This window comes from Cupriavidus sp. KK10 (genome assembly GCF_018223725.1).
Taxonomy (GTDB): Bacteria; Pseudomonadota; Gammaproteobacteria; order Burkholderiales; family Burkholderiaceae; genus Cupriavidus; species Cupriavidus necator.
The window spans coordinates 2,472,426-2,492,006 of record NZ_CP073677.1 but is presented as its reverse complement, the minus strand read 5'-3'; the positions used below and the strand labels follow the sequence as shown (position 1 = coordinate 2,492,006).

21 protein-coding genes and 1 pseudogene are annotated in these 19,581 nt (G+C 63.5%); 11 read left to right on the top strand and 11 right to left on the bottom strand.

Annotated features, from left to right (window positions below):
• The first annotated feature begins 343 nt into the window (after positions 1-343).
• The 5 genes from KB879_RS11955 (at position 344) to KB879_RS11935 (ending at position 2,605) form a co-directional block, all read left to right on the top strand.
• Entirely contained in the window at positions 344-637 is a 294-nt protein-coding gene (locus tag KB879_RS11955) for a hypothetical protein (protein ID WP_013953026.1), read from the top strand.
• A 101-nt stretch (positions 638-738) separates the two neighbouring features.
• Complete coding sequence (locus KB879_RS11950) at positions 739-1,086, top strand: MTH938/NDUFAF3 family protein (RefSeq protein WP_153954001.1); 348 nt, start codon at positions 739-741, stop codon at positions 1,084-1,086.
• A 185-nt stretch (positions 1,087-1,271) separates the two neighbouring features.
• On the top strand, positions 1,272-1,556 hold the full coding sequence (locus tag KB879_RS11945; RefSeq protein WP_153954002.1) for a DUF3303 domain-containing protein: 285 nt from the start codon (positions 1,272-1,274) through the stop codon (positions 1,554-1,556).
• A gap of 34 nt (positions 1,557-1,590) precedes the next feature.
• Positions 1,591-2,397: a hypothetical protein gene (locus tag KB879_RS11940; RefSeq protein WP_013953023.1), complete on the top strand. Its 807-nt coding sequence runs from the start codon at positions 1,591-1,593 to the stop codon at positions 2,395-2,397.
• 31 nt (positions 2,398-2,428) lie between these two features.
• Positions 2,429-2,605 carry a hypothetical protein gene (locus KB879_RS11935; protein ID WP_194946799.1) on the top strand — a complete coding sequence of 59 codons (177 nt, stop codon included), beginning with the start codon at positions 2,429-2,431 and terminating at the stop codon, positions 2,603-2,605.
• Between the two features lie 463 nt (positions 2,606-3,068).
• Here KB879_RS11935 and KB879_RS11930 read toward each other — a convergent pair whose 3' ends face one another.
• The 3 genes from KB879_RS11930 to KB879_RS11920 are packed head-to-tail and all read right to left on the bottom strand — an operon-like array spanning position 3,069 to position 5,920.
• Positions 3,069-4,391 (bottom strand): phosphoribosyltransferase family protein, encoded by a 1,323-nt coding sequence (locus KB879_RS11930; RefSeq protein ID WP_013953021.1) that lies wholly within the window; start codon positions 4,389-4,391, stop codon positions 3,069-3,071.
• 19 nt (positions 4,392-4,410) lie between these two features.
• A complete protein-coding gene (locus KB879_RS11925) occupies positions 4,411-5,424 on the bottom strand; it encodes a zinc-dependent alcohol dehydrogenase family protein (RefSeq protein WP_211981410.1) in 1,014 nt (337 codons plus the stop codon).
• 40 nt (positions 5,425-5,464) lie between these two features.
• Entirely contained in the window at positions 5,465-5,920 is a 456-nt protein-coding gene (locus KB879_RS11920) for a universal stress protein (protein WP_211981407.1), read from the bottom strand.
• A gap of 306 nt (positions 5,921-6,226) precedes the next feature.
• Here KB879_RS11920 and KB879_RS11915 point away from each other — a divergent pair, with 306 nt between their 5' ends.
• Both KB879_RS11915 and KB879_RS11910 read left to right on the top strand, forming a co-directional pair.
• Positions 6,227-7,063: a universal stress protein gene (locus tag KB879_RS11915; protein WP_211981404.1), complete on the top strand. Its 837-nt coding sequence runs from the start codon at positions 6,227-6,229 to the stop codon at positions 7,061-7,063.
• A gap of 32 nt (positions 7,064-7,095) precedes the next feature.
• On the top strand, positions 7,096-7,938 hold the full coding sequence (locus tag KB879_RS11910) for a universal stress protein (RefSeq protein ID WP_211981400.1): 843 nt from the start codon (positions 7,096-7,098) through the stop codon (positions 7,936-7,938).
• Positions 7,939-8,233: 295 nt separating this feature from the next.
• Here the strand turns inward: KB879_RS11910 and KB879_RS11905 are convergent, their stop codons facing one another.
• Positions 8,234-8,434 carry a hypothetical protein gene (locus KB879_RS11905; RefSeq protein ID WP_211981398.1) on the bottom strand — a complete coding sequence of 67 codons (201 nt, stop codon included), beginning with the start codon at positions 8,432-8,434 and terminating at the stop codon, positions 8,234-8,236.
• Positions 8,435-8,635: 201 nt separating this feature from the next.
• Positions 8,636-8,899: a hypothetical protein gene (locus KB879_RS40375; RefSeq protein WP_371827412.1), complete on the bottom strand. Its 264-nt coding sequence runs from the start codon at positions 8,897-8,899 to the stop codon at positions 8,636-8,638.
• Between the two features lie 618 nt (positions 8,900-9,517).
• On the opposite strand from KB879_RS40375, the gene KB879_RS11895 reads away from it, so the two are divergent.
• Positions 9,518-10,690 carry an iron-containing alcohol dehydrogenase gene (locus KB879_RS11895; protein WP_153954006.1) on the top strand — a complete coding sequence of 391 codons (1,173 nt, stop codon included), beginning with the start codon at positions 9,518-9,520 and terminating at the stop codon, positions 10,688-10,690.
• 454 nt (positions 10,691-11,144) lie between these two features.
• On the opposite strand, the gene KB879_RS11890 is transcribed toward KB879_RS11895, so the two are convergent.
• The 6 genes and pseudogenes from KB879_RS11890 to KB879_RS11870 all read right to left on the bottom strand — a co-directional run bounded on the left by KB879_RS11890 (position 11,145) and on the right by KB879_RS11870 (position 16,369).
• A complete protein-coding gene (locus tag KB879_RS11890) occupies positions 11,145-11,429 on the bottom strand; it encodes a septal ring lytic transglycosylase RlpA family protein (protein WP_080569590.1) in 285 nt (94 codons plus the stop codon).
• Between the two features lie 613 nt (positions 11,430-12,042).
• A pseudogene (locus KB879_RS39335) lies at positions 12,043-12,225 on the bottom strand (aminotransferase class I/II-fold pyridoxal phosphate-dependent enzyme); the annotation flags it as partial.
• A 201-nt stretch (positions 12,226-12,426) separates the two neighbouring features.
• A complete protein-coding gene (locus tag KB879_RS11885; protein ID WP_013953013.1) occupies positions 12,427-13,779 on the bottom strand; it encodes a dicarboxylate/amino acid:cation symporter in 1,353 nt (450 codons plus the stop codon).
• Positions 13,780-14,217: 438 nt separating this feature from the next.
• A complete protein-coding gene (locus KB879_RS11880) occupies positions 14,218-14,523 on the bottom strand; it encodes a hypothetical protein (RefSeq protein ID WP_018314260.1) in 306 nt (101 codons plus the stop codon).
• A gap of 455 nt (positions 14,524-14,978) precedes the next feature.
• On the bottom strand, positions 14,979-15,200 hold the full coding sequence (locus KB879_RS11875) for a DUF1484 family protein (protein WP_211981395.1): 222 nt from the start codon (positions 15,198-15,200) through the stop codon (positions 14,979-14,981).
• Between the two features lie 218 nt (positions 15,201-15,418).
• Positions 15,419-16,369: a LysR family transcriptional regulator gene (locus KB879_RS11870; protein WP_013953011.1), complete on the bottom strand. Its 951-nt coding sequence runs from the start codon at positions 16,367-16,369 to the stop codon at positions 15,419-15,421.
• A gap of 166 nt (positions 16,370-16,535) precedes the next feature.
• Between KB879_RS11870 and KB879_RS11865 the strand changes: the two genes are divergently transcribed.
• The 3 genes from KB879_RS11865 (at position 16,536) to cbbX (ending at position 19,579) form a co-directional block, all read left to right on the top strand.
• Entirely contained in the window at positions 16,536-17,996 is a 1,461-nt protein-coding gene (locus KB879_RS11865) for a form I ribulose bisphosphate carboxylase large subunit (RefSeq protein ID WP_035826739.1), read from the top strand.
• 57 nt (positions 17,997-18,053) lie between these two features.
• Positions 18,054-18,473 (top strand): ribulose bisphosphate carboxylase small subunit, encoded by a 420-nt coding sequence (locus KB879_RS11860; RefSeq protein ID WP_010809290.1) that lies wholly within the window; start codon positions 18,054-18,056, stop codon positions 18,471-18,473.
• A gap of 152 nt (positions 18,474-18,625) precedes the next feature.
• Complete coding sequence (gene cbbX, locus KB879_RS11855; protein WP_153954007.1) at positions 18,626-19,579, top strand: CbbX protein; 954 nt, start codon at positions 18,626-18,628, stop codon at positions 19,577-19,579.
• Positions 19,580-19,581: the final 2 nt, after the last annotated feature.

Below are 19,581 nucleotides of genomic sequence, written 5' to 3'. Positions count from 1 at the left end.
TCTGTCCTGAGGTGTCTCCGCCTTTAAGCAGGCATTGAGCTTCTTCCCTTAGTTTTCCGAGGTCGGCCGTTCGAAGCTGCCTCAGGGAACGGCAGTTCCTCAGCCGGGAAGAGCGGTCCGCCGCCGTGCCGGCCAACGGCGGATCATCGGCCGATGCGGTCATCCGATGGGAGCCTTCGAGTGGCTCAAACTGGCCGGCAAGCGACCTCCGCCAGTTGTGGGCCGGTCGGCTCTTGTCGACTTTCACGGCGGCCCAAAGTGTGCCGGTCAACGCTCCAAATTGACGCGCCGAAAGATCAGGTGCAACCTTCCATCATCTTCCGCCTCCGCACCGGAGCCCGCCATGACCTCCCAAGAATTCCGAGCGTTCAAGGCAAACCTGGCAATGTTGCTCCGCGACATGCCGATCGGAACCACTGCCGATTTCTCCGACGTGGCCGTTGCCTACTGGGATGGCACGCAGGTGATCGGCGCTTATTTGCGCGACGGCGGGCGGCTGGATGAGGACTTCGAGTTCGACGAGAACGTGTGGGAGAGCTGGCACGACGAACTAGTCGGCTGGCAGGCCAACCCGACCTTCACCGAACGCGAGGAACTGAAGGCCAGCCTGCAGCACCCCGCGCAACGTGCCGGATGACCGCACCACCTCGCCAGCCCGTCTGACGACCACAGCGGGCGCACGCAAAGGCCAGCCACCGCGCACAGCAAACGCGCACCCAAATCGCAGAGGAGCTCTAAATGCGGTTTGAATCATTCTCCTTCGGCACCATCAGTATCGACGGCGTCACATACAACCACGACGTAGTCATCGACCACGGCAAGGTCCACAAACGCCGGAAGGGCCCCTCCAAGCCATTCCGCGAAGCTTTCGGCCACACGCCGCTGTCGATCCAGGAAGACATCCCCTGGAACTGCAGCAAACTCGTGGTCGGCACCGGAACCGGCGCGTTGCCGGTGATGGACGAGGTGAAGCGCGAGGCAAAACGGCGCCATGTCGAGCTGGTCATCCAGCCGACAGCCGACGCCATCAAGACGCTCGCGTCGAACCCCAAAGGCGCCAACGCGATCCTGCACCTCACCTGCTAGCGCCGCCAGCCGTCCGCGTCGGGTGACAGGCGTCGGGCGGCGTCCGTTCCGGGCATCCCGACAGGTCACAAACTCCCCCATTTCGCCACGCGCGGAGACGCGCGCGCTCGATCGCATCCGCATGGCGCGTCGGAACGTATATAGAAGTAGGAGGAGGTGAGACACCACCATCAGGAGATGCCGCCATGAAATTCATGATGACCTTCCATTGGGCTCCGGATAAGGAGCAGCGCGCCGAAGCGATCGATCGCTTTCTGCGAACCGGCGGGCTACCGCCGGAGGGCATCCAGTTGCTGGGCAGGTGGACCAGCGCCTCTCTCGGGTCGGGCTTCGATCTGCTCGAAACCGACGATGCGGCCAAGCTCACCGAGTTCGCCTATCAGTGGAGCGATCTGATGGAGCTGGAGATCATGCCGGTCCTGGAAGATGCCGAGCTGGCCGCCGTCCTCGGGCGGGTAGCCAAGAAATAGACCAGGCGCTTGTTGCGTAGCAACGCGATTCGACATGCACACAACCCGGCACGCCCCCCTTCGCGGCCTGAGGCGCTATCCGACTGCTGCCCGGCCAGGACGTTCGAGACGGACGATCCTGGTCGCGCTTTTGTTACTAATCGGCTATGCCGCAGCCGATCTCTTCTGGCCATGGCACCGCGACCTGAGCCGCTTCGATCCGATCGCGACCGGCACGCTGGAAACGAGGATGTGGCGCTCGTACTACGATCGCCGACCCGTCTCGCTCTTCCTTGAACTGGCGCAGACCCTGCGCACGCAGTATCGGTTTCCGTGGCTGAGGTCGTACGTCGGCGCCTATTATGGCGCCTCCGCCGCCTTCACCTTCAAAGAGGGGAAGCAGCGCAGCGACTACGAAAAGGCGATGCCCGCGCTGCAGTCCTATTTCACCCTGATCCACTACACGGGGGACCGCAACTTCGACATCGCCCGAACCACCAGGCTGGAACTGGAATGGTGGATCGTGCATCGGGAGCATGATCGTTATGGGCCCGATGCGTTGACCAACACTTGCGCGGAAGCGGCGGCCTCGCTGTATATGGTGCCCGCGAATGCCACGCGCGAACACGGGCGGCTGCGCGCGCAAGCGATGCTGCTTCGCGATGCTCGCGCAGAAGCGGGCGACATGACGGACGCGGACTGGGCAATCATCCAATCGATGCTGCACCAGAGCTATCAGTCGCTAAGCCATGCGGTCTCATCGCTTCCGCTGCGGCAAGCCGGCCGTGAGCTGCGAGGCGGGCGTCGATTCCTCGAGCAGGGCGCTGCTACGTCTCCACCGCAGGGCGGTAATCCGGGCTAAGTGCCGCTAACAAGACGAGGAGGTGTCAGTCATGTCAGCTATCAAGCGCATCAATCCAGGCCATTCCGCCTATCAGGCCGCGCCGCACAGGACGACCCGCTACCCTGCGGAGCACGTCACGTTGACGGCTGGCTCCAGGAAGAGGCTGCGCCCCTGTGTGCCGCATCGAAAGGTCGGGCGCGGCAAGGTCGGCGTCGGCGGCAAGTAGGCACCTGCAACCCTTGTATGGCGTCGAGCTTCAGAAGGTGGCTTGACGTGAATTGGCCTGTCCGGCGCGAGGGCGGATGAAACGCGGTCGTTCCTCCAACTCTACCCTGCCGACCTGATGTCCGCCGAAGCGTATTCGCTGCCTCCGCGCAAGCCAGGACACTCGATCGGCATTGACGGGCAGCGGTGCTGGTAGTGTCTTGAATCGTCGACCAACTACCCCTCGATGTCGACCGGTTGAATCCCCAGCCGGCAAGCGACGGTCCAGCCAGCCCAACGTTGTGTCAGGCGTCCAAAGTGAATAACCGCAGCCGAAGCTGCGGTTATTCCTCATTCTCCAGTATGACGAACCGCCACCAAGACTACCGCTCGTAGCGGCCGCGCCAGACATCCGGCTCAGTCCGAGGGGAAATGCAAGCTGCAGCTTGATAAGACTGCTGCGGAGCGTAACCCGCCAGGTATTGTCATCCGCCGTAACCCAGGCCGAGAGGAGATGGGGCCGCAAGGTGCCGCTCGAACCAGCCTATCGTGAGTGCCGCGATGTCTTCCAGGGCCCTGGGGTCTTCAAATCCGCGGCCGCTGGTCGGGATGAGCCTCAGTTGCCGCGGACAATGCATCTGTTCGAATGCAAGATTGTTGATCTGAATGTCTTTCGGATTGCCGCTGGCACATATCAGCAAGGCAGGGATTTCGAGCTGCTGCAGGGTTGCGCTTCCCGCGAGATCCAGCCGCCCCGCAACACAGGCTACAGCGCTGAGTTGCGTCGCGCTGCAGGCGGCCGAGCGCAGGGCTGCCGCCGCTGCGGTGCCGGTACTGAGCAGGCCCACAGGCAAGCTTGCGCAGGGCGTCCCAGTACGCAGGAAGCTCAAGGTCTGGTCCAGTCTTGCCACCAGCTCATCGACGTCCGATTCCGGTGCGTCGTCGACGCGGCTGTCAGGCTGCAGGTCTACGAGCAAGGTGGCGAATCCTTTCGCGCGTAGCTTGCGTGCCAGGTAATGGCTGCGGGCTGCGCGGCGTTGCGCGCCACCGGCATGCACCATCACCGCGACGCCGATCGGGTTCGGCGCCGATTCGAGCATGGCCCGGAGCCGAGTCGTCTGATACGGAATCAGCATCGCCTTGCTCAACGACGGCACGCCCGCCACCGCACTTGGCCGGGCGCGGGTCTGGGGTTGCGCTGGCGGTATACCAGTCAACTGCCGGACGCGGTCGTCGCTGACCAGCTGGAACTCATGATAGAAGTGCGCGAGGTTTTCGATGCGGTCCGGTGTATCCAGGCAGATGACTTCGTCGGCCAACGCGCGGACCCGGTCCAGGCCGGCTGCGGTGGCGATCGGGAGCGCGCATATGAGCCGGGCAGGGTGCCGCTTGCGCAGGCTTGCGAGGGCCGCATACATCGTTGCGCCGCTCACCAGGCCGTCATCCACGACGATCACCACGCGACCGCCCGGATCCGCCAGCTTGCGAACCGGCGTATACACGGCGCGCTGCCTGCGAAGCTGGTCGAACTGGGCATCACGCTGGCTGCTGGCGCCGCCATTTGCGTTCATTGCGTCCGTGCACCATGTCGCGCCAGAGTCGTCCAGTGCTACGCCAGGAGCGATCCTGCGCGCCATCACCAGGTCGAAGTCAGCGCCCAGTGCGTCGGCCACAACGCGCCCGACCGGCACGCCGCCGCGCGGAATCGCCAGGACCAGGGCACCGGTTCCCCGATACGCGCGCAACGCCCAGGCCAGTTCCGAGCCCGCATGCTCACGCGCCTGAAAACGTGTCTGGTAACGGCTCATCGATCTATCTGCCAGGAATCTATTGACGGAGTTTCAGGACGGCGGCGCCGGTAAGCCGGCCCTCGCGCAGGTCGGCCAGCGCTTCGTTGGCCTGCTCCAACGGATACGCGGTGGTGTGCGTATGCAGCGGAGTCCGGGCGGCGATATCCATCAGGGCGATGCCGTCGGCACGCGTGAGGTTGGCTACGGAACACAGGCGCCTTTCTTCCCAAAGCAGCTGGTAAGGCATGCTTGGGATATCGCTCATATGAATTCCGCCACAGACCACGATGCCACCCTTGTCCACAGCGCGCAGCGCCTTGGGAACCAGCGCGCCCACCGGGGCGAAAATCAGCGCGGCGTCCAGCGGCACGGGCGACTGGAGGTCGCTCGAGCCGGCCCAGCACGCGCCGGACTGGTATGCGAGTTGCTGCGCGCCTGCGTCGCCCGCGCGGGTGAAGGCGTAGACTTCGCGGCCTTGCGCCACCGCGATCTGCGTCACCAGGTGGGCGGCGGCGCCGAAGCCGTAGATGCCGATGCGGTGTGCATGGCTGGCTGCGCCCGCCATGCGCAGCGTCCGGTAGCCGATCAGGCCGGCGCAGAGTAGTGGTGCGGCGTGTTCGTCATCGTAGCCAGGCGGAATCTGGAAGCAATAGCCGCTGTCGGCAATAACGTACTCCGCATAGCCGCCATCGCGGGTATAGCCAGTGAACAGCGGCGCGTCGCAAAGATTCTCGTGATGACGCAGGCAGTAGTGACAACGGCCACAGGTATGTCCGAGCCAGGGCACACCCACGCGGTCGCCCGGCTTGAAGGCGGTGACGCCGGCGCCGCACGAATCCACCTGTCCGACGATTTCATGCCCTGGGATGAGCACCGGCTTGGGATGGCGCAGGTCGCCGTCGGCGATATGCAGGTCGGTCCGGCACACCCCGCAAGCCCCCACGGCAATGCGAACTTCGCCAGGCCCCGGGTCGGGAACCGGCAAGTTGTGAAGGCGCAGCGGCAGGCCCGCGCCCTCGAAGACCATCGCACGCATGGTTTGGCGGGGCATGGCCTGGCACTCCTACGCCGCCCGTGGCGCCGTGACGCGCCTAACCTTCGACTTCGCTGCGGACCAGGAGCACGGGCTTGCTGGTCTTGGCAAGCACGCCTTCCGACACGCTGCCCATCAGCAGGCGCCGGACGCCGCGGCGGCCGTGGGTGCCAAGCACGATCAGGTCGGCATTCCACGCATCGGCCTCGGTGACAATGGTCAGCGAGATCCGGCCGGGCGCAACCGGCTTTTCATCCAGTTTCACCGAGTTGCGCACGCCTGCTTCGCTGAGCCTGGCCGAGGCGGCATCCAGCGCCTTGCGGCCGTGCGCGGTGATGTTGTCGATCAGTTCCTTGGGGTTGAAGTAACTAGCCTCGAAGAACACATCGCTGTCGTCTACCACGAACAACGCCTTGACCTCGGCCCCGGTTGCCTTGGCGATGATGGTGGCCTGGCTCAGTGCAAGGTCGGAAGAACGGCTGCCGTCGACAGCGAGCAGGATGCGCTGGTACATGATGGGTCTCCTGAGGGGCAAGGGTGTGCTCAATGTTGCGATTCGCTGCATTCAGCGTAGGCGCCGGCCTCGATACGCGCTTGATATATGTCAACCCGAAGAGGCAGGCGCGGCGAGTAATTGACCGCAAACAGAAGTGATGGCCGGACGGCTTGACGTCTCCGCATACGTTTGCCCGCAGTAGCCTCCACCGCACATCAGGGCGATGCGTGAGCGATTTCGCCGCAGGGCAGGCCCGTTGATCCGGGTCAAGCGCCGGTCGGCCTTGCTGCCTAGACTGGTCTGTAGTCGAGCGAGAGGGCGATCATGGCTTACGACAGCATCCTGGTTCATCTGGACAGCAATCCGCAGGCACGGCAGCGGCTTGAAGTGGCGGGGCGCGTTGCGGCGGCCAGCGAGTGCCGGCTGATCGGCATGTACGCCGGTTTCATTCCCGATCCTGCCTGGTTCTACCTCATGGACGGCGCGCAGCAATATGTTGCGGACGACCTGGCCCGGCGCAAGCAGGTCAGGGAAGACGTCCGGGCGCAGTTTCTGGCTGCAACCCAGGCCATGCCAGTGCGCGCGGAGTGGCGCGCTGCGGAGCTGGGGGCCGTGGCATCAGTGCTGCGCGAGGCCCGCGAGGCCGGCCTGGTCGTTGCCGGCCAGTACGACCCCGGCAATACCGAAGGTCCGGTGGCCCGACAACTGCTGGAATCGCTGCTGCTGGAGACCGGCCGACCGACGCTCGTGGTGCCGTGCACGGGCACGTTTCCAACGCTGGGTACGCGCGTTATCGTGGCGTGGAATGGCAGCCGCGAGGCGGCGCGGGCGCTTCACGACGCCGTGCCGCTGATGGCCGGCGCGCAGGCGCGCATTCTTTGCGCACAGACTGCGGCCAAGGAGGCAAGAGCAGACGCCACCCCGGTCGGCCACGCCGCACGCGTGCTGGAACGCCACGGCGTCGCCGTGGAAATCGAACACGGTCCCGGTGGGGCTGACCTGACCATCGGCGAACTCATCCTTTCGCGCGCGGCGGATTTCGATGCCGACCTGATCGTGATGGGTGCCTACGGACACGGTCGCATGCGGGAACTGGTGCTGGGCGGTGTCACGCATACGCTGCTTGACTCGATGACGGCACCGGTGCTGTTTTCACGATGATGCGAACTTAAACCAAAGAGTGGAATCACCTCATGGACTTCAGAACCATCCTTGTCGACCTCAGCGAAGATGCTGCACGGTCCGCGCGCATTGAAACGGCGGCACGGCTTGCCGGAAGGTCCGGCGGCAGCGTGGTCGGCCTGACGGCAACAGGAACGCACCTGGAGCCGTTTCGTGGGGCGGGCGAAGAAGCCGGGCAATACGCTGTGCTTGCCGCGAGCCATTTGCACAAACTGGCTGCCGCTCACAAGAACGCACTCGACACGCTGACCAGGCAAGTGTCACCGGCCATTCCCACCCGGCACATCGTTGTCGACGCCGAGTCCGGCTGGGCGCTTGCCGACGAGGGCCGCTTCGCCGACCTCATCCTGCCCGCATCGCCCTCGGCGCAGGCCGAAGTGCCGGCTTTGCTGGCCGGGGCCGCTGAGTATGCGATGCTCAATGCAGGCCGGCCCATCCTGCTGGTGCCGGGCGCATCCGTCCCGAGAATTGGTGGCCATGTTGCCATCGCATGGAACGGCGGCCGGGAGGCCGCGCGGGCGGTCGCGGACGCACTGCCGTGGCTTGTGCATGCCAGCGCCGTTACCGTCCTGGTGGTCAGCGCTGGCAAGCACAGCACTGCCGGTGAGAAAGCGGCCTATCGAGACAGCGCGGATCGGCTGACAGCATGGCTGCTCAGCCATGGCATCCGCGCCAGTCTGCTGGTCGGGGAGGGCGATCCCGACCACGTGCTGCCACAACTTGCGGCCAAGGTTCAGGCCGACCTACTGGTCGCCGGCGGCTATGGCCGCTCCCGGCTGAGAGAGCTTGTGCTGGGTGGCACCACCCGCGCCCTGCTGCGCCAGTCAGACTTGCCAGTCTTCATGTCGCACTGAGGTGTGACCACCGCCGATCGGGCACTGGCGGCGCGCGAGCGGCCTCGCCGCCGCCCGGAGGGTTCCGACCGGAATGTGGCAAAGCATTTTCGAATCCCGGCCAACCCTCCTGGACCTCAAGCCACGCGTCGCCCCGGCATCAGCCCGCCATATTCCCTCCCCAAAAACTCCGCCGTGTGCTCCGGCAGATAGGCGCGGCAGCAATAGGGGAAAATCCGGTTCGGCGCGGTCAGGTTATGCCCTCAGGGGGCTTTGGGACGCGTCGGATAGCACGGCAGTGAGCGCGCGAGAGGAATCAGAACCCATCTTGGGTGCCGTACTCCAGCTCCAGTTTGACCAGTTCGCGCGTGGCGACGCCATAGCGCCTGCCAATATCGGCAAGTGTCTCATGCAGTTGCATGACGGGCAGCCTGTCCGCCGGCAGGGAAACCCGGTATGTGCCATTGCCGGACAAAGGGGATGTCGGCACCAGCGTCAGGCCGCTGCGCATCTTCACTGCGCGGCTCGCTTCGGCCAGGGCATGTGATCGGTAGGTGCGAGACCAGGCATCCGCCGTCAGCGCGAGCTGGATGTCATCGACGCCATCGCTTACCGGAATGGCGATGGTCTCGCGCCGCCAGAATGCGACGCTATTGACGACCAGCGCCAGGACTCGACTGGCGTCGATCCGGAATGGGGCACTGTCATGCGTGGTCCCCTATGTGCGTAAGCCGATCGATTGCGCCACCGCAGCCGCACGAGCTGGCCCGGCAATCGCTTCGACGATTGCCACGCTGACGGGCACCGACGCGGTTACGCCCGTGGTCGACACGACGCCGCGGTCGGCAATGTAGCGGCGATTGGGAACATGGGTGGCGCTGGGATGCCGTTCCCGTAGCTTGTTCCTGTCATACCAGTGTCCCGCGAACCGGCGACCATCGAGCAAGCCGGCCTTGCCGACGACCAGCGCGCCGGAGCAGATCGCGACGATTATTGGCCGCAGGAGAAGATCGCACGGGAAAGCGGCTTTCAGTCAGTCGACGCCTTTCAACGTGCATTCGGCCGACAAATGGGTTCCACACCAGACGTATATCGCTCGAAACGCGGCCTTTTATCGTGAGTCCGTTAATCCCAAGCTTCTGCGGCACTGGAGACGCGGTGCTCAACTCGCTCGATGCAGCGGGTGTTGCCGTCGCATCGAGCAGACGTGCGACGTACGTCTTCGGGAAGAGGCCAGAGGGCAATCGGCTCTGTGCGATTGACAATTCGGGACCGATCTTCTTGATGCGGCATTGCTGTCGGTGACCTGAATCGAGGGCCGAGCGCCTGGCCTCTGCCAGTCGCAAGCCAGTTGTCTCTTCCCGACCCCTCACGGTCATTCGCACACTGCTCTGAGAACGACTGAAGTTCGGCCGATCCAGCCGTTGTCGGATACGCCCAGTCGCTCCAAAACTGAACACATCGATTCAAATTACAACACTCCACGAGGTGCATCTGATGGACAGCGTCTGAAAAAGACCTCGCCAGACACAGGTACGGTTCGTGCGTCAAGGCTTGCGAGGACAGGAGACCTCATATTCATTACAACCTTGGAGACGACATGACCCACCTGAACATCGCTAATCGCGTCGACAGCTTCTTCATTCCCTGCGTGACCCTCTTCGGTCCGGGCTGCGCGCGCGAAACGGGCGCTCGCGCCAGATCACTCGGGGCCAGGAAGGCTCTCATCGTCACGGATGCAGGCTTGCACAAGATGGGGCTCTCCGAAGTCGTCGCGGGGCACATTCGCGAAGCCGGGCTCCAGGCCGTCATCTTTCCGGGTGCCGAGCCCAATCCCACCGACGTTAACGTTCACGACGGCGTCAAGTTGTTCGAGCGGGAAGAATGCGACTTCATCGTTTCGCTCGGCGGCGGCTCATCGCACGACTGCGCGAAAGGCATCGGCCTCGTTACCGCCGGAGGCGGACATATCCGCGACTACGAAGGCATCGACAAATCAACGGTGCCAATGACGCCGCTGATTTCGATCAACACGACCGCTGGCACTGCTGCGGAAATGACACGCTTTTGCATCATCACTAATTCGAGCAATCATGTGAAGATGGCAATCGTCGACTGGCGTTGCACGCCATTAATCGCCATCGACGATCCGAGCCTGATGGTCGCGATGCCGCCCGCCTTGACGGCGGCGACCGGCATGGACGCGTTGACTCACGCCATCGAGGCATACGTTTCCACCGCCGCCACGCCAATTACCGATGCCTGTGCGGAGAAGGCGATCGCGCTGATCGCCGAATGGCTGCCCAAAGCTGTCGCGAACGGGGACTCGATGGAAGCACGCGCGGCCATGTGCTACGCCCAATACCTTGCCGGCATGGCCTTCAACAACGCATCACTCGGTTACGTGCACGCGATGGCCCATCAACTCGGCGGCTTCTACAATTTGCCCCACGGCGTGTGCAACGCGATCCTGCTGCCGCACGTGTCGGAATTCAACCTCATTGCCGCGCCGGAGCGCTACGCGAGAATCGCCGAACTGCTAGGCGAGAACATTGGGGGCTTGAGCGCGCATGACGCCGCCAAAGCTGCCGTCTCGGCGATCCGGACCCTTTCCGCGTCGATTGGCATTCCGGCGGGTCTGGCGGGCCTGGGCGTCAAGGCGGACGACCATGAAGTGATGGCAAGCAATGCGCAAAAGGATGCTTGCATGCTGACGAATCCGCGCAAGGCCACGCTGGCGCAAGTCATGGCAATCTTCGCTGCGGCGATGTAATGCGTATGCCCCCTGCTGCGAAGGGGTGGGGCGGGCAGACTGCGGACATTTAGGGAGCATTGCGAAGGTCCCTTTGTGGCCGGACTCGGCCGGCCGCCTACAGCTAGGCTGCGGCCTTCTCCGACCGACCCATTGCGGCCTGTCGACCCAGCGTGACATCTATGGCGGCTTTCAAGGTACAACGGCCGCTCGTCGATGCGCTTGGGGGACGGAGTTCGGCCATTGCCGATGAAACAGTCGCGGGCTAGGCGGGCGGCCTTACGCCCTTCACCACATAACATTGCCTGGTGTCGTGGCGTCCCGCCGCGAAGGTCCGCTGTTTGGAGGTTCTTTCCGTGCCGCCCTATCAAGAGGAAATCTCCGCGGTCGCGATCACGGCGACAAAGACGCTAAGTGGCACAAGGTGCGTAAATCCGCGGTGGCGCAGAACGGTCAAAACCGCAGCCGCAATCGATCAACGTTCAATCTGCACGTGCATCGACCGCGCGTCTGGCAAACCCAAGGCCGCCGCCGCAGCGTAAGAGAGATCGATAATCCGGCCTTTGACGTATGGTCCGCGATCGTTGATGCGAACGACAACAGACTTTCCGGTAGCCAACGATCTGACGCGCACATAGCTGCCGAGCGGTAACGTTCGATGGGCGGCAGTCAAGGCGCCGCCATCGTAGCGTTCTCCGTTTGCGGTCAGATGCCCCTGGAGCGTTGCCGAATACCATGACGCCTCGCCGGATTGCAACATCTCGTGCTCGTGCCGAGGGCGACAGGAATCAGCTCTGCACGCAGAATGCTTGGACGGAATCTGTCCGCAAGCAGTGAACAAAGCGCAGATTCCCAAGAATCCCAAATAGCGAAGTGATAGCACCATAGACCACCAGTCAGTTATTGAGACGTGGTTCTAGCGGTCTCCAAAAGTTCACGTTGGCGGCGTGACCGGGTTACGTAACACCTTGACAATATTTTAGGTGACAAGCGACGCCCCTGAAGGTCCGACCCAACGACAGGCTGGTTTCTGGACTATCGGTCGAATGTGGTCCAAAGGCTTCGCATTTTTCCCGGAGCATTTGACGCGACGCCGTTGAGTTGACCACTCTATTCCCGCATTGTGGAAAGCCTGAAGGCAGTCAGCGCCACGGGACGGGAGAACCTCAGGCCACCCGCCGCCCGGCATCAGCCCGCCATACTCCTTCCCCAAGAACTCCGCCGTGTGCTCCAGCAGATAGGCGCGGCAGCTCTCGCTGGCCGGTGGCAAACGCTTGCTGGACATATGCGCGACATTCCAGATGCGCTCGATCGGCGCGCCGGTTACGTCCAGCAGCGCGATCTCGCCGGTGCGCAGCTCCAGCGACAGGTTCGAGATACTCGTTGCGCACGCAGCGACCAATCTTCACATAGTCTTCTTCATTGAGGTTGGCCAGCGAGACCCGCCCCGACGGGGGGCGCGTACCGAATCCCTTGCCAGGCAGCAGTACCACGCCCGCCTCCTCGGCCAGGCGGAACAGCAGTTCGTGAGGCTGAATCGACTCAAGCAGCCATTTCGAAATCGTGCCTGCGCTGGTGATTGTAGAGGCGTTCGATCTGGTTGACGACCGGCCACGCCTCGGTCTGTCCATCAGGGAAGGTCGGGCTTCATGGCGCAACGTAAGCCGGTGCGCCTGCCGCGGTCGAAGCCTTCCGTAGTGCCCGGGAGCCATAGTTGCCACAGCCCGCGGTGGTGATGTGTGCTTGCGCGGTGCCGCTCACTGGGTTACCGTGGTGTCGGCGGCCGGCATATGGGTCGCGACCTGGTCGAGCACCACTTCCGGCTCGTCGGCCTCAATGTCCGACTCGTCATCAAGCCTGCGGTGCATCCGCTCGACATCGAGGTCGCCGGTCCATTTTGCCACCACCACTGTGGCCACGCCGTTGCCGATCAGGTTGGTCAGGGCGCGAGCCTCCGACATGAAGCGGTCAATGCCGAGGATCAGGGCCAGCCCCGCCACAGGAACATGCCCCACCGCCGAAAGCGTGGCCGCCAGCACGATGAAGCCACTCCCGGTGACACCGGCGGCGCCCTTGGAGGTCAGTAGCAGCACGGCGAGCAGGGTGAGTTGCTGCATCAGGGTCATGTCGGTGTTGGTCGCCTGGGCGATGAACACCGCCGCCATGGTCAGGTAGATGGAGGTGCCATCCAGATTGAAGGAGTAGCCAGTCGGGATCACCAGTCCGACGACGGACTTGCGGGCGCCCAGGTTCTCCAGCTTGGCCATCATCCGAGGCAACACGGATTCCGACGACGACGTGCCCAGCACGATCAGCAGTTCCTCCTTGATGTACTTGATGAACTTCCAGATCGAGAAGCCATGCAGCCGCGCGATGGTGCCCAGCACGACGAAGATGAAAAGCAGGCAGGTGGCGTAGAAGGTCGCCATCAGCTGGCCAAGCTGCAGCAGCGAGCTCACGCCGTACTTGCCGATGGTGAAGGCCATGGCGCCGAAGGCGCCAATCGGCGCGACCTTCATGATGTAGCCGACGATGGTGAACAGCACGTGCGAGAACTTCTCGATAAAGTCGAACACCAACGTGCCGCGGCCGCCGAACCTGTGCAGCGCGAAACCAAACATCACCGCGAACAGCAGCACCTGGAGGATCTCACCCTTGGCAAAGGCATCCACCACCGTGTTCGGGATCACGTGCAGCAGGAAATCGACCGTGCCTTGCATCTTGCCGGGCTCGGTATAGGCGGCGATGCCCTTCGTGTCGAGGGTGGATACGTCGACGTTCATGCCGGCGCCGGGCTTGACGATATTGATGATCAACAGGCCAACCAACAGCGCAATGCTGCTCACGACCTCAAAGTACAGCAGCGCCAGCCCGCCGGTCTTGCCAACCTTCTTCATGTCCTCCATGCCGGCGATGCCCACCACGACCGTGCAGAAGATGATCGGCGCGATGATCATCTTGATCAGCTTGATGAAGCCATCACCCAACGGCTTCATCGCCTCGCCGGCATGCGGCCAGAAATGGCCGAGGATGACGCCGATGACAATGGCGGTGATGACCTGGAAGTAGAGGGATCTGTAGAACGGCTTCGGGTGATCGTCTTTGTCCATCATCGTCTCCATTGCTGGTTCACGGTCGGCATCCGGACGCCCGGCCGGGTCCGGCAGCCGGTCGTCGCTTGCCGGCCCACTGCGGCCGCTGTGTCCAGGCTACTTCAATGGCAGCTTCCAAGGTACTACGGCCATCCAGTCGGTCACGTTGGCTGGCGGGTGTTCGGCCAAAGCTGTCGGTGTGCAGGGAGTGTCCGCTTTGCAGAGCGCGGAACTGCTGCCGACCCGCTGCCGTCACTCACACCGGCTGAAACCGGACGGTCTCGTCGATGCGACTTCAAGTATTTTCTACAACATCAACACTGGACGTAACCGGCGCCATGCGAGCGGCGTGCCGCTTGCATGGCCTCCGTGGTGACGGAAATGTTAGATACCATTAACGGAAATGAGTGTGGGGCCGTCTGGGGGCTATTCGTTACCGATCTCGCCGACCGCTCATCACGCCCACTTCTTCCCTAGTTCCTCCAGACCAGCCTTTTGCAGATCCTCCTGGCTCATCACAATGCGGAACTTGCAGTTGGCCTGGAAGTTGAGAAAGAAGGGCTCCGCAAAAGCAGGAACGTCGGATGGATTTTCGACGTTGATCAGGAAGACCCCGCAGCGCATTCCGTCTTGCTCAGTAAAGTACACCGCTTCCGGTTTGATCGCTTCTAGGATACGCCCAATTATCTCGCCCGCCTTCCCGCCTCTGACGAGGGAGTTGAAGGGCTCATGAGGGATTTCGACTGTGAGTAGCATCTTCATAATTCACCTTCCTCTTTCATCGTTGCTGCGCCGTGGCCAGACTTTTGCCTCAGGCGCTCGTGCCGCCTAACGTCGTCGCTCAGGGGCCCGTCGATCACGGCGGGTGGGCAAACCGACGCCGTGGCTGGCCGGGGCGCCGATACTAAAAGATAGCACCGGCCGCTGAGAATGCTAGTTGTCGGCCATCCCGCTCGCGGGCGAGGCCGGGCGTGATGGCTTCACGAGACGGCTACACACCGCGAAAGCGAGAAAGCCCGCAGCCGACGTTCGAATGTCCGTGCGAATGCATGGGTCTATGACCGCAGATGGCCGACAAGCAACGGCCCAGCCAGCCCAACGTTGTGTCAGGCGTCCAAAGTGAATAACCGCAGCCGAAGCTGCGGTTATCCTTCATTCTCCAGTATGACCAACCGCCATCAAGACTGCCCTCGTAGCGGCCGCGCCGGACATTCGCCTCAGTCCGGAGGGAAATGCTCCGCAGCAGTCTGATCAAGCCGCAGCTTGATCATGACCACCAGGCAATGAATGCCGTGGCATGCCTCGGAACGCTCGCTTTCCACTTCCAGCAGGGACAGGACGCAACTAAGGCTGGCGCTGATGTGCTCGAGCGATTCGAGGCAGTCTGCTGGATTGGCGGCCAGCACGGTTTCATGTTTCGATGTGGTTCGTTTTTGCATTGCGAGCTCCTGAACGCGTGAACTTGGCCGCATGATGCGGCCACCGTTAGCGAGCTTCAGGTTGCTACGCCCGATCACCGTTGTTTCGGTGATGCCTCTAGTGTTCCCATCGAGAACGTTCATGGCGATCAGAGGAATCGCAATTCTCTAGCCTTTGTCATCGGAAGGCCTTCACCAGCTGCCGCTGCCCAGCGGGTTCCGGGCGGGACCGGAGAACCTCAGGCCACGCGCCGCCCCGGCATCAGCCCGCCATACTCCTTCCCCAAGAACTCCGCCGTGTGCTCCAGCAGATAGGCGCGGCAGCTCTCGCTGGCCGGTGACAAACGCTTGCTGGACATATGCGCGACATGCCAGATGCGCTCGATCGGCGTGCCGGTCACGTCCAGCAGCGCGATCTCGCCGGTGCGCAGCTCCAGCGATAGCGTGTGCAGCGACAACAGGCTGATGCCCATGCCGGCCATCACGGCCTGCTTGATGGTCTCGTTGCTGCCCAGGGTGATCACCTTGGCCGGCGTGAACAGGTGGTCCCGGAACATGTACTCGGCCACGGTACGGGTGCCGGAACCCGGTTCGCGCAGCAGGAAGGTCTCGTGACGCAGTTCCTGCAGGTCGAACCCCTTTGCGTCGTGTAACGGGTGCCGCGGCGAGGCCACCAGCACGTGCGGGTGCGCGGCGATGGGTTCCGACACCGCATCCAGTTCGCGCGGCGGGCGGCCCATCAGCGCGAGGTCGATGGCGTTGTCCTGCAATAGCCGCAGCAGCGTCTCGCGGTTGCCTTCGGCGATGCGCAGGTCCACGCCCGGGTGCAGCGCGGTAAAGCCGGCCAGCAGCTTGGGCGCGAAGTACTTCGACGTGCTGATCAGCCCGATCGTGATCGAACCCTGCTCGACGTCCTTGACCGCCTGCAAGCCTTCCTCGGCGTCCTTGACCTCGCCGAGGATCCGGGACGCATGGTGCAGCAGGCGGTCGCCGGGCTCGGTCAGGGTGAGCTGCCCCTTGACCCGCTCGAACAGCGCCATGCCGACCACGGATTCAAGCTGCTTGACCTGCATCGAGACCGCTGGCTGGGTCAGGTGCAGCTCCTCGGCCGCGCGCACGAAGCTGGCGTGCCTGGCCACGGTGACGAAGATCTGCAACTGGCGAAGAGTGAGGGCGCGCAGGAAGGACATGGGCGGTGGGGGCGGCTTTGGATGTTCCCGTGATGTGCAGCTTTGGTCGCACTTAAGGGATAGCTTATACAGGCACTAAGAATATCTGAATTTACCTTATGTGGGTGGGCTTATATCTTTGCATCAACGCAGTAGCCACGACGCTCAACCAAGCAAGGAGACAAGCATGAACGCACCTGAATCGGTCCAAGCCAAGCCGCGCAAGCGCTACGACGCCGGCGTCATGAAGTACAAGGAAATGGGGTACTGGGACGGCGACTACGAGCCCAAGGATACCGACTTGCTGGCGCTGTTCCGCATCACGCCGCAGGATGGTGTGGATCCGGTCGAGGCCGCTGCCGCGGTGGCGGGCGAATCCTCCACCGCCACCTGGACGGTGGTGTGGACCGACCGCCTGACCGCCTGCGACATGTACCGCGCCAAGGCCTACCGGGTCGATCCGGTGCCCAACAACCCCGAGCAGTTCTTCTGCTACGTGGCCTATGACCTGTCGCTGTTCGAGGAAGGCTCGATCGCCAACCTGACCGCGTCGATCATCGGCAACGTCTTCAGCTTCAAGCCGATCAAGGCGGCGCGCCTGGAAGACATGCGCTTCCCGGTGGCCTATGTGAAGACCTTCGCCGGCCCGTCCACCGGCATCATCGTCGAGCGCGAGCGCCTGGACAAGTTCGGCCGCCCGCTGCTGGGCGCCACCACCAAGCCCAAGCTGGGCCTGTCGGGCCGCAACTACGGCCGCGTGGTGTATGAGGGCCTGAAGGGCGGGCTGGACTTCATGAAGGATGACGAGAACATCAACTCGCAGCCCTTCATGCACTGGCGCGACCGCTTCCTGTTCGTGATGGACGCGGTCAACAAGGCCTCGGCCGCCACCGGCGAGGTCAAAGGCAGCTATCTCAACGTGACCGCCGGCACCATGGAAGAGATGTACCGCCGTGCCGAGTTCGCCAAGTCGCTGGGCTCGGTCATCATCATGATCGACCTGATCGTCGGCTGGACCTGTATCCAGTCCATGAGCAACTGGTGCCGCCAGAACGACATGATCCTGCACCTGCACCGGGCGGGCCATGGCACCTACACCCGGCAGAAGAACCACGGCGTGTCGTTCCGCGTGATTGCCAAATGGCTGCGCCTGGCAGGCGTCGACCACATGCACACCGGCACCGCGGTGGGCAAACTGGAAGGCGACCCGCTGACCGTGCAGGGCTACTACAACGTTTGCCGTGATGCCTACACCCACACCGACCTGTCGCGCGGGCTGTTCTTCGACCAGGACTGGGCTTCGCTGCGCAAGGTGATGCCGGTGGCCTCCGGCGGCATCCATGCCGGCCAGATGCACCAGCTGATCCACCTCTTTGGCGACGATGTGGTGCTGCAGTTCGGCGGCGGCACCATCGGCCACCCGCAGGGCATCCAGGCCGGCGCCACCGCCAACCGCGTTGCGCTGGAAGCCATGGTGCTGGCGCGCAACGAAGGTCGCGACATCCTCAACGAAGGGCCGGAGATCCTGCGCGATGCCGCGCGCTGGTGCGGACCGCTGCGGGCTGCGCTCGATACCTGGGGCGACATCAGCTTCAACTACACGCCGACCGACACCTCGGACTTCGCGCCCACCGCGTCGGTGGCCTGAGCCTTGGCGAGACGCCACCAAAGCACGACGAGCGAACCCAAAGAACGAGAGGACATCATGCGTATTACTCAAGGCACTTTCTCTTTCCTGCCCGACCTCACCGACGCGCAGATCACCAGCCAGCTTGAATACTGCCTGAACCAGGGCTGGGCGGTCGGCATCGAGTACACCGACGACCCGCATCCGCGCAATACCTACTGGGAGATGTTCGGCCTGCCGATGTTCGACCTGCGCGATGCCGCCGGCATCCTGCTGGAGATCAACAACGCGCGCAGCACCTTCCCCAACCACTACATCCGCGTCACGGCTTTCGATTCGACGCATACGGTAGAGTCGGTGGTGATGTCGTTCATCGTCAACCGTCCTGCGGACGAGCCCGGCTTCCGCCTGGTGCGCCAGGAAGAGCCCGGCCGCACCATGCGCTACTCGATCGAGAGCTACGCCGTGCAGGCACGCCCCGAGGGCAGCCGCTACTGAGCGGCGCCGGCTGAACCGCCGCGCGGCGCTGCCGCCGGCGCTTTTCCTGACTGTGCAATCCCACGGTTGCGCTGCCGCAAGGCCGCGCACCGGGGGGAGCTGCGCCTCGAATCTTCGAGCCGGATGCTCGAATGATCCTCACGGAGCCTGCCATGTCCGCACCTGAAACGACCGCACCGCTGCAGCCGCCAGCCGCTCCGGCCGCATCGTTGCCCGGATCCCTGGCCGAGTCGCTGGCCAGCTCGGGCATCACCGAGCTGCTGGCCCAGCTTGACCGCGAGCTGATCGGACTGAAGCCGGTGAAAGCGCGCATCCGCGATATCGCCGCCTTGCTGCTGGTGGACAAGCTGCGCGCCGCGCGCGGCTTCAGCGCCGGTGCGCCCAGCCTGCATATGTGCTTCACCGGCAATCCCGGCACCGGCAAGACCACCGTGGCCATGCGCATGGCGCAGATCCTGCACCAGCTGGGCTACGTGCGCCGTGGCCACCTGGTGGCGGTGACCCGCGACGACCTGGTCGGCCAGTACATCGGCCACACCGCACCCAAGACCAAGGAGATCCTGAAGAAGGCCATGGGCGGGGTGCTCTTCATCGACGAGGCCTACTACCTCTACCGCCCGGAGAACGAGCGCGACTACGGCCAGGAGGCCATCGAGATCCTGCTGCAGGTGATGGAGAACAACCGCGACGACCTGGTGGTGATCCTGGCCGGCTACAAGGACCGCATGGACCGCTTCTTCGAGTCCAACCCGGGCATGTCCTCGCGCGTTGCCCACCATGTCGATTTCCCTGATTACCAGCTTGACGAGCTGCGCCAGATCGCCGACCTGATGCTGGCCGAGATGCAATACCGCTTCGACGACCAGAGCCGGGCCGTGTTTGCCGACTACCTGGCCCGGCGCATGGCGCAGCCGCATTTTGCCAATGCCCGCAGCGTGCGCAATGCGCTGGACCGCGCGCGGCTGCGCCATGCCTCGCGCCTGCTGGACGATGCCGGCACGGTTGTCGACGACCGTACCCTGACCACCATCACGGCGTCTGACTTGCTGGCCAGCCGCGTGTTTTCGAAGGCTGGGCCGGACGCACAGGCCCCGGCCAAGGAGTAAGC